The organism is Streptomyces sp. NPDC006997 (assembly GCF_040635175.1).
Lineage (GTDB): Bacteria > Actinomycetota > Actinomycetes > Streptomycetales > Streptomycetaceae > Streptomyces.
Window position 1 is genome coordinate 39,872 of record NZ_JBEYHH010000004.1, and the last position, 11,898, is coordinate 51,769.

At 72.4% G+C, this 11,898-nt stretch carries 12 protein-coding genes and 1 pseudogene; 8 read left to right on the forward strand and 5 right to left on the reverse strand.

Features of this window, described 5'->3' with window-relative positions; genetic code table 11:
• Positions 1–22 precede the first annotated feature (22 nt).
• Positions 23–1,015: a translation initiation factor 2 gene (locus ABZ659_RS04855; protein WP_360213496.1), complete on the forward strand. Its 993-nt coding sequence runs from the start codon at positions 23–25 to the stop codon at positions 1,013–1,015.
• A gap of 24 nt (positions 1,016–1,039) precedes the next feature.
• Here ABZ659_RS04855 and moaA read toward each other — a convergent pair whose 3' ends face one another.
• The 3 genes from moaA to ABZ659_RS04870 form a co-directional block, all read right to left on the reverse strand.
• A complete protein-coding gene (gene moaA / locus ABZ659_RS04860; protein WP_360213498.1) occupies positions 1,040–2,029 on the reverse strand; it encodes a GTP 3',8-cyclase MoaA in 990 nt (329 codons plus the stop codon).
• Positions 2,030–2,165: 136 nt separating this feature from the next.
• Positions 2,166–3,785 carry a cation acetate symporter gene (locus ABZ659_RS04865; protein ID WP_360213500.1) on the reverse strand — a complete coding sequence of 540 codons (1,620 nt, stop codon included), beginning with the start codon at positions 3,783–3,785 and terminating at the stop codon, positions 2,166–2,168.
• Positions 3,782–4,138, reverse strand: coding sequence for a DUF485 domain-containing protein (locus tag ABZ659_RS04870; RefSeq protein ID WP_360213502.1), 357 nt, complete (start codon positions 4,136–4,138; stop codon positions 3,782–3,784). Before ABZ659_RS04870 ends, ABZ659_RS04865 begins: the two co-directional genes overlap by 4 nt.
• 339 nt (positions 4,139–4,477) lie before the next feature.
• On the opposite strand from ABZ659_RS04870, the gene ABZ659_RS04875 reads away from it, so the two are divergent.
• The 4 genes and pseudogenes from ABZ659_RS04875 (at position 4,478) to ABZ659_RS04890 (ending at position 7,995) form a co-directional block, all read left to right on the forward strand.
• Positions 4,478–6,010, forward strand: coding sequence for a S8 family serine peptidase (locus ABZ659_RS04875; protein WP_360213504.1), 1,533 nt, complete (start codon positions 4,478–4,480; stop codon positions 6,008–6,010).
• Positions 6,011–6,048: 38 nt separating this feature from the next.
• A complete protein-coding gene (locus ABZ659_RS04880; protein ID WP_360213506.1) occupies positions 6,049–6,201 on the forward strand; it encodes a hypothetical protein in 153 nt (50 codons plus the stop codon).
• A gap of 91 nt (positions 6,202–6,292) precedes the next feature.
• Positions 6,293–6,991, forward strand: a pseudogene (locus ABZ659_RS04885) (CoA transferase); the annotation flags it as partial.
• A 59-nt stretch (positions 6,992–7,050) separates the two neighbouring features.
• Entirely contained in the window at positions 7,051–7,995 is a 945-nt protein-coding gene (locus tag ABZ659_RS04890; protein WP_360213967.1) for a CopD family protein, read from the forward strand.
• Positions 7,996–8,013: 18 nt separating this feature from the next.
• Here the strand turns inward: ABZ659_RS04890 and ABZ659_RS04895 are convergent, their stop codons facing one another.
• Together ABZ659_RS04895 and ABZ659_RS04900 are read right to left on the reverse strand one after the other, a co-directional pair.
• Positions 8,014–8,655: a lysoplasmalogenase gene (locus tag ABZ659_RS04895; RefSeq protein WP_360213508.1), complete on the reverse strand. Its 642-nt coding sequence runs from the start codon at positions 8,653–8,655 to the stop codon at positions 8,014–8,016.
• Positions 8,652–9,530, reverse strand: coding sequence for a sterol desaturase family protein (locus tag ABZ659_RS04900; protein ID WP_360213510.1), 879 nt, complete (start codon positions 9,528–9,530; stop codon positions 8,652–8,654). The genes ABZ659_RS04895 and ABZ659_RS04900 overlap by 4 nt, the downstream gene beginning before the upstream one ends.
• A gap of 160 nt (positions 9,531–9,690) precedes the next feature.
• Between ABZ659_RS04900 and ABZ659_RS04905 the strand changes: the two genes are divergently transcribed.
• The 3 genes from ABZ659_RS04905 (at position 9,691) to ABZ659_RS04915 (ending at position 11,875) form a co-directional block, all read left to right on the forward strand.
• A complete protein-coding gene (locus tag ABZ659_RS04905; RefSeq protein ID WP_360213512.1) occupies positions 9,691–10,692 on the forward strand; it encodes a DEDDh family exonuclease in 1,002 nt (333 codons plus the stop codon).
• An 80-nt stretch (positions 10,693–10,772) separates the two neighbouring features.
• On the forward strand, positions 10,773–11,006 hold the full coding sequence (locus ABZ659_RS04910; RefSeq protein ID WP_360213514.1) for a hypothetical protein: 234 nt from the start codon (positions 10,773–10,775) through the stop codon (positions 11,004–11,006).
• Between the two features lie 71 nt (positions 11,007–11,077).
• Complete coding sequence (locus ABZ659_RS04915) at positions 11,078–11,875, forward strand: SURF1 family protein (protein ID WP_360213516.1); 798 nt, start codon at positions 11,078–11,080, stop codon at positions 11,873–11,875.
• Positions 11,876–11,898 lie beyond the last annotated feature (23 nt).

Genomic DNA, 11,898 nt, shown 5'->3' on the forward strand with positions numbered 1-11,898 from the left:
CTTACTCAAGGGGGAGTTGTCCATGTCTCGGGACAGGTTCACGCTGGTCGGCCGGGAGACGAACTGCCATATCTACGAGGGTGACGGGACCCGTCCCATCCGGGAGGAGGACGTCCGCGTCCGGTACCGGCGGCAGCGGGTGGAGTTCCCCGAGGAGATCGGCAGCTGGCGGCACGCGATCGAGGAGGAGGAACTGCGCAACGAGGCCCTCGGGTTGCCGCACCGCTGGAACAACGAGCGCTTCGCCGTCGAGCGGATCACCGTGAGCCGCAACCACCTGGCGGAGGAGCCCGTGGTCACCCTCACGTTGCAGGACGCCGACTACTACGACTTCCTCACCACGTCGCTCAACCTGGAGCGCAAGCAGAAGAACGGTCTGACCCTGCGCGAGCAGTACCTGGAGGGTGAGGACCCGGCGCTGGCGCCGACGTGGATGAACTGCAGCTTCGGCATCAACGTGGCGCTGGAGACCGGGAGGGACGGCAAGATGCTGTTCTCGCGGCGCAGCGCCCAGGTCGCCGGGCCGAACAGTTCACGGTGGAACTCCTCCGCGAACGAGGGCATGGCACGCCAGCACGACCTGCCCGCGGACGGCAGCCCGATCAGCCTGCACGCGGTGGCCCGGCGCGCCCTGTTCGAGGAACTCGCCGTCCACGCCACCGACCGGCTGGACCTGGAGCTGCTCGGTTTCGGCCTGGACCTGAACAACCACCAGTGGGCCGGTTTCTTCCGCGCGGTCCTGCCCGACCTGGACGAGAAGACGCTGCGGCTGCGCTGGACCCGCGGCGTCACCGACAAGTGGGAGCACGACCGTTTCGAGTTCGTGGACGCCGACCCCGACTCCGTGCTCGGCTTCGTCGCCGACGAGCCGCCGGAGCGGTGGACGCCCTGCGCACCGGCGCTCTTCTACCTCGCCCTGGTCCGTGGCGCCGTACGTCGGGCGGGGGACGATCCCGCCGCCCGCTTCGAGGTGGAGACGGCCGAACAGCGGGTCATCAAGGCCAGGGGGCTGTGAGAGGGGCGTGGCCGTGGAGGGCCCCTACCCCCCGATCGCGGACATCGGTCGGTCCGGCTGGACGAACGTCGGGTCGTCGAGGCCCGCGCCCGCCTTCTTGCCCCACATCGCCAGCTTCCAGATGCGGGCGATCTCCTCGTCCGGGGCGTCGGAGCGGAGGGCGGCGCGGAGGTCGGTCTCCTCGGTGGCGAAGAGGCAGGTGCGGATCTGGCCGTCGGCGGTGAGGCGGGTGCGGTCGCAGGCGCGGCAGAACGGGCGGGTCACCGAGGCGATGACGCCGACGCGGTGCGGGCCGCCGTCGACCAGCCAGCGTTCGGCCGGGGCGGAGCCGCGCTCCTCGGAGCCCTCCGGGGTGAGGTCGAAGCGGGTGCGCAGGGAGGCCAGGATGTCACCAGCGGTGATCATGCCGTCGCGCTTCCAGCCGTGCTGGGCGTCCAGGGGCATCTGCTCGATGAAGCGCAGCTCGTAGTCGTGCTCGACGGCCCAGGCCAGCAGGTCGGGGGCCTCGTCGTCGTTCAGCCCGGGCATCAGGACCGAGTTGACCTTGACCGGGGTCAGGCCCGCCTCACGGGCGGCGTCCAGGCCCTGAAGGACGTCGCGGTGGCGGTCGCGGCGGGTGAGGGTCCTGAAGACGTCGGGGCGGAGGGTGTCGAGGGAGACGTTGACGCGGTCCAGGCCCGCGGCCCTGAGCGCCTTCGCGGTGCGCTTGAGGCCGATGCCGTTGGTCGTCAGGGACATCTGCGGGCGCCGGGACATGGCCGCCACCCGCTCCACGATGGAGACCAGGCCGGGCCGCAGCAGGGGCTCGCCGCCGGTGAAGCGGACCTCCCGGACGCCCAGGGAGGCCACGGCTATGTCGATCAGCCGGACGATCTCGTCGTCCGTCAGCAGGTCCGGCTTCGCCAGCCACTGCAGGCCCTCCTCGGGCATACAGTACGTGCAGCGCAGGTTGCACCGGTCGGTCAGTGAGACCCGCAGATCGGTGGCCACCCGGCCGTAGGTGTCGATGAGCACGTAACCCTCCCGGTCCTCGTACTCCGTCGAGCGTACGCGACGCCACCGACATCGCCCGAGTCCGATCCCACGGCATGGGACGCGGCCCGCGCCGTAGGGGGCTACGACGCGGGCCGCGCGGGGGAGGGAGGAGGGCTCAGTGGGCGCCGGTGCCGGTCAGGGACCGGACCTCCAGCTCCGCGTACTTGTCGGTGTCGGGCTCCTCCTTGGACAGGACCGTGCCGAGCCAGCCCATCAGGAAGCCGAACGGGATCGAGATGATGCCCGGGTTCTTCAGCGGGAACCAGGCGAAGTCGACGTCCGGGAACATCGCCTTGGGGTCGCCGGAGACGACGGGCGAGAACAGCACCAGGCCGGTGGCGACGATCAGACCGCCGTAGATCGACCACAGGGCGCCCTGGGTGGTGAAGCGCTTCCAGAAGAGGCTGTAGAGGATCGTCGGCAGGTTGGCGGAGGCGGCGACCGCGAAGGCGAGCGCGACCAGTCCGGCCACGTTCAGGTCGCGGGCGAGGGCGCCGAGGAGGATGGAGACGGCGCCGATGCCGATGGTGGCGAGGCGGGCCGCGCGGACCTCCTCCTTCTCGGTGGCCTGGCCCTTCCGGATGACGTTGGCGTAGATGTCGTGGGCGAACGAGGACGACGACGCCAGGGTGAGGCCCGCGACCACCGCCAGGATCGTCGCGAAGGCCACCGCGGAGATCGTGGCGAGCAGGATCGCGCCCCAGGTCGAGTCGACGCCGCCGAGGTGCAGCGCGAGCAGCGGTGCCGCCGTGTTGCCGGACGGGTTGGACTCGATGATCTCGTCCGGGGAGATCAGCGCGGCGGCGCCGAAGCCGAGGGCGATGGTCATCAGGTAGAAGCCGCCGATGATGCCGATGGCCCAGTTCACGGACTTACGGGCGGCCTTGGCGTTGGGCACGGTGTAGAAGCGGATCAGGATGTGCGGCAGACCCGCGGTACCGAGGACCAGGGCGATGCCGAGGGAGATGAAGTCGATCTTGGTGGTGGCGGTGCCGCCGTACTGGAGGCCGGGCTCCAGGAACGCCTTGCCCTTGCCGCTGTTGTCGGCGGCGGTGCCGAGCAGGTCGGAGATGTTGAAGTTGAACTTCAGCAGCACCAGGAAGGTGATCAGGATGGTGCCGCCGATGAGCAGCACGGCCTTGACCATCTGGACCCAGGTGGTGCCCTTCATTCCGCCGATGGAGACGTAGACGATCATCAGGACGCCGACCAGGGCGACGATGAGGATCTTGCCCGCGTCGGAGGTGATGCCGAGCAGCAGGGAGACCAGGATGCCCGCGCCCGCCATCTGGGCCAGCAGGTAGAAGATCGACACCACGATGGTGGAGGTACCGGCGGCGGTGCGGACCGGCCGCTGGCGCATCCGGTAGGCGAGCACGTCGCCCATGGTGTAGCGGCCGGAGTTGCGCAGCGGCTCGGCCACCAGCAGCAGCGCGACCAGCCAGGCGACCAGGAAGCCGATGGAGTACAGGAAACCGTCGTAGCCGAAGAGGGCGATGGCGCCCGCGATACCGAGGAAGGAAGCGGCGGACATGTAGTCGCCCGAGACGGCGAGGCCGTTCTGGAAGGCGCTGAACTGTCTGCCGCCCGCGTAGAAGTCCGCGGCGTCCTTGGTCTGCCGTCCGGCCCAGACCGTGATCGCGAGCGTGGCGAGGACGAACAGCGAGAAAAGGGTGATGATCAGCGGTCGGTGCTCGCTGGCCTCGTTCGCGGCCAGGGTGATCGCGGGGCTCATGCGCCGCCCTCCATCCGGTTCTTGATCGCCTCTGCCTTGGGGTCGAGCTTCGCGTCGGCGTGCCGCGAGTACCACCAGGCGATGAGGAAGGTGGTGGCGAACTGGGCGATACCGAAGACGAAGGCGACGTTGATGTTGCCGAACAGCTCGGTGCCCATGAAGCCGCCGGCGTAGTTGGACAGCAGGACGTACAGCAGGTACCAGGCGATGAAGGCGACGGTCAGGGGGAAGGCGAAGGAGCGGTGGGAGCGGCGCAGTTCACCGAACTCCGCGCTCTGCTGCACCTCCACGAACTCCTCCGCGGAGGGGAGTTGGTGTACGGCTTTCGAGGGGGGCGGTGCGTCGGTAGCCACGGAGTCTCCTCGTACGACGGACATGACGGCTCTGGCATTTCTGTGATGTGGGTCACACGGCCGGTTGGCGATGGTAGGCGCCGGGGGCGTGATCCAAAAGGGGGCGCTCGATGGTGCGGGCGTCTTCTGCCCAAGGTCCACGGCGCCGCGCGGATACCGGTTCAACGCAGCTTGCTTCTTTCCGGAACCGTCCCGAAGTCAGGGCGAAGTCAGTTCGAGGAAGTCATTGCTGGCCAGCCGCTTCGGGAGATAGCTTCAGCCTGCCAGACCCGTCATGTACCTGCCCGAGCACCACCTGTGTCTCGGGCCGGTTTCGTTTCCGGATGATGTGGAGACCCCATGTCCCAGCCGCGTTCCCGACGTCGACTCGCCCTCGCCGTGCCGGTGGTGCTGTCGCTGACCGCCTCGCTCGGGTTCCTGCCCACCGCCGCGTCAGCGGCGCCCAGCACCCAGCCCACCACCGCCGAGCGGGCGGCCGAGGGCACGCTGACGTACGTCGTCAACGTGACGCCGACCCGGGCCACGGTCGCGTCGGTCAAGCGGGCCGTCGCCGCGGCCGGCGGCACCGTCGTGACCACGCACGACAAGATCGGCGTCATCGTCGCGCACTCGGCCAACCCCGACTTCGCGGCGCAGCTGCGCGAGGTGCGCGGCGTGCAGTCGGCGGGCGCCACCCGCACCGCGCCGCTGGCCGCCGCGGGCACCACCGACGTCGGCGGCGCCGACTACCTCACCGCGGCCGAGGCCGCGCGGACCGAGGCCGCCTCGGCGGCTGACGCGCAGAGCGAGCCGCTGGAAGCCGACCAGTGGGACCTGCGGGCGATCGGCGCCGACCAGGCCGCCCGGATCAACCCCGGCAGCAGCAAGGTGACCGTCGCCGTCATCGACACCGGCGTCGACGACACCCACCCCGACCTCGCGCCGAACTTCTCCGCGTCCCAGTCCGCCAACTGCGTCGGCGGCGTCGCGGACACCAGCGAGGGCGCCTGGCGGCCGTACACCGCGGACGACTACCACGGCACGCACGTCGCCGGTGAGATAGCCGCGGCCCGCAACGGCATAGGCGTGGCCGGGGTCGCGCCGGGCGTGAAGGTCTCCGCCATCAAGGTGAGCGAGCCGGACACCAGCCTGTTCTACCCGGAGGCCGTGGTCTGCGCCTTCGTCTTCGCCGCCGACCACGGCGTGGAGATCACCAACAACAGCTACTACATCGACCCGTGGCTCTACAACTGCATGGACGACCCCGACCAGAAGGCGGTCGTCGACGCGGTCAACCGGGCCCAGCTGTACGCCCAGGCCAAGGGCACCCTGCACCTGGCCTCCGCGGGCAACTCCGCCCACGACCTGGCCTCCGACGCCATCGTCGACGCGTCGAGCCCGAACGACACGACCCCCGTCGAGCGGACCATCGACCCCAGCGAGTGCCTGGACCTGCCGACCCAGCTCCCGGGCGTCGTCACGGTCAGCGCGACGGGCGTGAAGGACGTCAAGTCGTACTACTCCTCGTACGGCCACCGGGTCGTCGACGTGGCCGCGCCGGGCGGCGACCGGCTCTACCAGATCCCGGACACGCCGTCGCAGAACGGCCGCGTCCTCTCCACGATGCCGAACAACTCCTACGCCTTCCTCCAGGGCACCTCGATGGCCGCGCCGCACGCCTCCGGCGTCGCCGCGCTGCTGAAGTCCACCCACCCGTGGGCCTCCCCGGCACAGCTCCAGCTGCTGCTCAAGGCGCAGGCGGACAACCCGGGCTGCCCCGAGTCGTACGACCAGAACGGCGACGGCACCGAGGACGCCGTGTGCGAGGGCGGCTCACGCGTGAACGGCTTCTACGGGTTCGGGATCGTCAACGCGCTCCGCGCGGTCAAGTAGCCCTCGTCCCGCAGCTGAAGAACTGGAGACCACCCCCTATGACAGCGACCGCTCCGCGGCACCGCCGTGCCCTGGCGATCCCGGTCGGGATGGCCAGGGCGACCGCCGTGGCGTTCCTGCCCAACGCCACGGCCACCGCGGCCGAGCCCGCCCCCGCCGCCGTCACGGCCGACGCCACCTCGCCGAAGTAGGACACGGGCGGTACCCCCGCGGGCCGGACGCCGTCGGTGGCGTCCGGCCCGCACTGCCGTCAGGCCGTCAGGCACAGTGCGGCTGAGCCTCGATCCGCCCGGCTCACCCGAACTGCCCGACCAGCACACCGACACCGGCTTCGGGAAGCGGTCGGCGACGCTGGACCTGGCCATGGCGACGGACCGGGGCGTCTTCGAGGAGTTGCTGGCCTCGGCGGACGTCGTGGTCACGGGGTACCGGCCGGGCGCCCTGTACCGCTTCGGACTCTCGCCGGAGGCACTCGCCGAGCGGCGGCCCGGGCTGGTGGTCGCCCAGTTGTCGGCGTGGGGCGGCACCGGGCCGTGGGGCGCGCGGCGCGGCTTCGACAGCCTGGTGCGGGCCGCCACCGGCATCGATGTCACGGAGGGCGCCCCGGACGCGCAGGCCCTCGACCACGGCACCGGGTACCTGCTGGCGGCGGCGGTGCCGCGGGCGCTGGCACGGCAGACCCGGGTGGGCGGCACGCGGCTCGTCCGGCTGGCCCTGGCGCGGACGGCGGCGTGGCTGACGGACGGGGGCGGCGGAACGGGGGCGGGCACCGCGCCGCCGGGGGTGGGGCGGTGGCTGGCCGGGGCCGACAGCGGGCTCGGGCGGCTGCGGTACGCGCTGTCGCCGGTCGTCTTCGACGGGGGGCCGGGCGACTGGGCGCGGCCACCGGGGGTGTGGGGGCGGACGCCGCCCGGTGGGGGTGAGCCGTCGGGCCGCTGGAGTTGCCCGCGTCCGAGACGGCTGGTGAAGATCGTGAGGTGACGTTCACACGACCGACCTCCGAGGCCGTCGGCGGGACCCGGGCGGCGGACACAGCGGGCGTGCGCCGGGCCGGGACGGTGCTGCTCCTGGTGGCGCTGGGGGCGCTGGTACCGCTGCTGGGGCCGTCCGCGGCCCTGCGCGGCACCGGGGAGGCCGCCGCTCCCGGCGCCGGGGGGACCGCCCTGCTGCGCGGGGTGGTGTGCGCGGCGCTGTGCGTGCCGGTGGGTGAGCTGTTCGTGCGCCGGCTGGCCCGTCGGGTGCCCGGCGCTCCCGAGGCGTGGCCCCGCAGTGGGGCGCCGGTCGCCGCCGCCGTGGGGTTCGCCGCCGCGCTGGGCCTCGCCTCGGTGGTGGCGGCCGGCGACCCGGTGCCGGGGAGCGTCACCGGGATCGACCTGGGCGGGCTGCACGCGTCCCGGGAGGGCAGGCTGGCGCTGCTGGAGGTGAACGCGTTCGCGGTGGCGGGGCTGTGCGTCCTGTCGCGGCGGCCCGGCACCCAGGTGTGGCCGCTGGCGGCGGTCGCCGTCGCGGAGGCGTTGCGCGCGCACCCCACGACCGAGCACACCCCGTGGGTCGGCTCGGGACTGACGCTGGTGCACCTGACGTGCGCGTCCCTGTGGGCCGGCGGTCTGCTGTACGCGCTGCGCACCCTGCGCCGCTGGGGCGCCACGGCGGCGGGCGCCGCGCTGCTGGGCCGCTACGCGCGCGTGGCGGTCGGTCTGCTCGCCGCCGTCACCGCGACGGGGGTGTGGAGTTCGCTGCGCCGGATGCCGCCCGAGACGGTGGTGGAGCAGCTGACGTCGACGGCGTACGGGCGGGTCCTGCTGGCCAAGGTGCTCCTGGTGGCCGCCGTGGCGGGGCTCGCCCTGTGCGCGCGGCGGCGGCTGCGCCACGCGGCGGACCCGCTGACCGCCTGTTCCCCGGCGCGGGCGGAGGTGCTCGCGCTGGGCGTGGTCGTCGCGGTGTCGGGGCTGCTGACGGCGTTGCCGGTGCCGGTCCGCTGGTGAGGGCCGTCCGGACGGATGTCAGGCCGTCACCGCGCGGCCCGGCCCGGCGGTGGGCACGGCGAGGGCCCCGCGGGTCAGGAGGCACTGCGCCGCCGCGTACGTCAGCATCACCCAGAGGTCGGGGGCGGGGAGCTGCGGCCAGTCGGCGACGCCGGTGGCGATCAGCGTGTCCGAGAGCAGGAACAGCGCCCCGCCGGTGGCGGCGACGGGCCCGAGCCTCGTCGCCCCGTACGCCATGGCGGTGAGCAGCAGGCTGTAACCGGCGACGGGCACGCGCAGGTCGGCGGGCAGCCCGGGCCACAGCAGCGCGACGGTGACGACCAGGGCGGTGACGTACCCCGGGAGCGCCCCACGCGCGCGTGCCACGCCGTACCGCAGGAACAGGACGAGGTAGCACACGTGGCCGACCGCGAAGGACGCCATCCCCGCGAGGAAGGCGGGCTCGGCGTCCGACAGCAGCAGGAGGTCCCCGCCCCAGCCGAACAGCAGCGCCACCAGGAGGAGTCGCGGGGCGCCGTTGAGGTGGGCGTAGGCGGCGAGCAGCGGCATGAGGAGCGCCTTGGCCACCGTGTGACCGGCGTCGAAGCCCGCGGCCAGCGAGGCCAGGTCGACGGCGAGGGCGAGGCAGAAGGCGCCGGGCAGGACGCGCGGGAGCGTCACGCGGCCACGGTCTTCTCGGCGGACCGCGCGGTGGTGCCGTCGGACGGCGCCGGTGCCCACCCCGGCCCCCGGAAGACCCGCCCGGCCCGCTCGCGCCAACCGCGCGCCGCCCGCAGGTCCCTGGCGATGGCGACGTACTCGTGGGTGGCGACCTTCAGCGGGTTGTAGGTGTCGATGTTCTTGGTCAGCCCGTACACCGGGCGTTCGGTCTCGGCGACGAAGGAGCCGAAGAGGCGGTCCCAGACGATGAGGATGCCGCCGAAGTTCCGGTCGAGGTAGCCGCCCTGGGAGGCGTGGTGCACCCGGTGGTGGGACGGCGTGTTGAAGGCGAACTCGAACCACCGGGGCAGCTTGTCGATCCGCTCGGTGTGGATCCAGAACTGGTAGACGAGGCTGGCCGAGGAGCAGAACGCGAGCGCCGCCGGGTGGACGCCGAGCGCGACGAGGGGGACGTAGAACGGCCAGACGGTCAGGGAGGTCCAGGGCTGGCGCAGCGCGGTGGTGAGGTTGAACTTCCGGCTGGAGTGGTGGACGACGTGGCAGGCCCACAGGACGCGGATGACGTGGTGGCCGCGGTGGGACCAGTAGTAGAAGAAGTCCTGCGCGAGGAGCATCAGGACGACGGTCCACCACAGCACGGGCACGCGCAGCGGCGTGAGTTCGTACAGCGCGGTGTAGAGGGCGACGATCGGGATCTTCCACAGGAAGTCGAAGCCGAGGCTGCCGAGTCCCATGGTGAGGCTGGTCGCGGCGTCCTTGGCCTCGTACCCGGCCGCGTCCTCGTCGGGGTGGAGCCGGACGCTGACCACCTCGACGACGGTGAGCAGCACGAAGGCGGGTATCGACCAGACCACGACATCGGGGAGGTTCGGCATGGCTGCACCGTAGGACCGTGACGGGGCCACGGCTAGACGTTGTTACCGACAAGTATTACCGGGGGTACGCGCTTGCTTGTTGGCGATCTCCGCCAATGGACAGCGGCGGCGGGCGGGTTCGGGCGAGCGCTGTCAGTCCCGGGCCGTATCCTCAGGGACCATGCTCGAAGACCGCACGACCGCAGGGTCGCCCCCCATCGCGTGGCCGACCGCGTATCCCCAGGGGTACGCGGTCGTTGACGTGGAGACCACCGGCCTCGCCCGCGACGACCGGATAGTCTCGGCCGCCGTCTACCGGCTGGACGCCCGCGGTGAGGTCGAGGACCACTGGTACACGCTGGTCAACCCGGAGCGCGACCCGGGCCCGGTGTGGATCCACGGTCTGACGAGCGAGGTGCTGCGCGACGCGCCCCTGTTCGCGGACGTCGCCGAGGAGTTCGCGGCCCGGCTCGACGGCCGGGTCCTCGTCGCGCACAACGCCGTCTTCGACTGGCAGATGATCGCCCGGGAGTACGCGCGCGCGGAGCGCGAGGCGCCGGTGCGGCAGCGGCTGTGCACCATCGCGCTCGCCAAGGAGCTGGCGCTGCCGCTGCCCAACCACAAGCTGGAGTCGCTCGCCGCGCACTTCGGCGTCGTGCAGCGCCGGGCGCACCACGCGCTGGACGACGCGCGCGTGCTGGCGGAGGCGTTCCGGCCGAGCCTGCGCGCCGCCGCCGAGGGCGGGGTGCGGCTGCCGCTGCACGAGTGCCGTCCGCTCACCGAGTGGTCGGACCGTCCGGCGCCGCGGATCGGGCAGCAGGCGGGCGGGCCCGGCGGCTACGGCGGCTACCGGCCCGGCAGTTGGCGCCCGGCCCGCAAGAGGCCCGCCTGCCCCTATCCCAACCCAGGCCGGTACGAAGCGGGCAAACGCCTCAAACAGGGGATGCGGGTGGCCTTCTCCGGGGACACCTCGGTCGAGCGGGAGCTGCTGGAGGACCGCGCCACCGACGCCGGGCTGCACGTCGCGACGAGCCTGTCCCGGCTGACCAGCCTGCTGGTCACCAACGACCCCCGCTCGGGCACGTCGAAGGTGGTCAAGGCCCGGCAGTACGGCACCCCGGTGGTCGACGAGGCGGCCTTCGGGCAGCTCCTCGGGGACGTGGAGCCGGCGTCGGAGGGGTGAGCCGTACGGACGGGTGATTCCCGGCGACTCGCCCACCGCCCCGCTCGCCCGCGCCGCACCGACGGCCCACCCTGTGCCCCATGGCGACATGTGAGGTATGCGGCAACAACTACGGTATGACCTTCGAGGTGCACGCCCAGGGCGCGGTCCACGTCTTCGACTGCTTCTCCTGCGCGATCCACCGCATGGCACCCATCTGCGAGCACTGCCGGGTGCAGATCATCGGCCAGGGCGTGGAGGTCGAGGGCCACTGGTACTGCGGCGCGCACTGCGCCCGCGCGGAGGGCGGGGTGGGCATCGTCGACAAGGCCTGAGCCCCCACCCGCCCCGCACCGACCCCGTACCCGGCTGAACACACCCCACGACCGAGTTGTACGGTCGTGGGGTGTACCGCTTCCTTCTGTCCCGCCAGTGGGTGATCACCACGTTGGTCGCCCTGCTGCTCATCCCCACGATGATCTGGCTCGGCTTCTGGCAGCTGCACCGGCACGACGAGCGCGCCGCCCGCAACCGGCTGGTCGAGGACGCGCTGGCCGCCGACCCGGTGCCGGTGGAGCGGCTGACCTCCCCGGGACACACCGTGACCCGCGCGGAGCGGTACCGCACGGTCACCGCGAAGGGCCGGTTCGACACCGACGACGAGGTGGTCGTCCGCCGCCGCACCAACGGCAACGACCGGATCGGCTACCACGTCCTGACCCCCTTCGTCCTCGACGACGGCAGCGTCCTGCTCGTCAACCGGGGCTGGATCCCCGCCGACCCCGACAGCCAGACCGCGTTCCCCGAGATCCCCGCACCGCCGCGCGGTGAGACCACCGTCACCGGCCGTCTGATGCCCGACGAGACGAGCGCGGCGAGCGGGATCAGGGACCTCGACGACCTGCCGGACCGGCAGATCATGCTGATCGACAGCGCGCGGGAGGCGGACCGCCTCGGCGCCCGGGTGCTCGGCGGCTACGTCGTCCAGACCGCGCCCGACCCCGAGGGCGGCACGCCGGAGCAGCTCGGCGACCCGGGCAGGGAGAACGCCGCGCTGAACATGGCCTACGCGGTCCAGTGGTGGCTGTTCGCCGCGGGCGTGCCCACCGGCTGGGTCATCCTGGTCCGCCGCGAGGCCCGCGACCGGGCGGCGGCGACGGCCGACGCGCGGGAGCCGACGGAGACAGCACCCGCCGCCGTCTGACACACCGGGAGGCGGCCCGCCGT

Bases quoted from the DNA above. Each gene is read 5' to 3' on its own strand.
- ABZ659_RS04855 (WP_360213496.1), top strand. From the start codon at position 23: ATGTCTCGGGACAGGTTCACGCTGGTCGGCCGGGAGACGAACTGCCAT.
- ABZ659_RS04900 (WP_360213510.1), bottom strand. From the start codon at position 9,530: ATGCCGAACCTCCCCGATGTCGTGGTCTGGTCGATACCCGCCTTCGTG.
- ABZ659_RS04865 (WP_360213500.1), bottom strand. From the start codon at position 3,785: ATGAGCCCCGCGATCACCCTGGCCGCGAACGAGGCCAGCGAGCACCGA.
- ABZ659_RS04880 (WP_360213506.1), top strand. From the start codon at position 6,049: ATGACAGCGACCGCTCCGCGGCACCGCCGTGCCCTGGCGATCCCGGTC.
- ABZ659_RS04905 (WP_360213512.1), top strand. From the start codon at position 9,691: ATGCTCGAAGACCGCACGACCGCAGGGTCGCCCCCCATCGCGTGGCCG.
- ABZ659_RS04875 (WP_360213504.1), top strand. From the start codon at position 4,478: ATGTCCCAGCCGCGTTCCCGACGTCGACTCGCCCTCGCCGTGCCGGTG.
- ABZ659_RS04910 (WP_360213514.1), top strand. From the start codon at position 10,773: ATGGCGACATGTGAGGTATGCGGCAACAACTACGGTATGACCTTCGAG.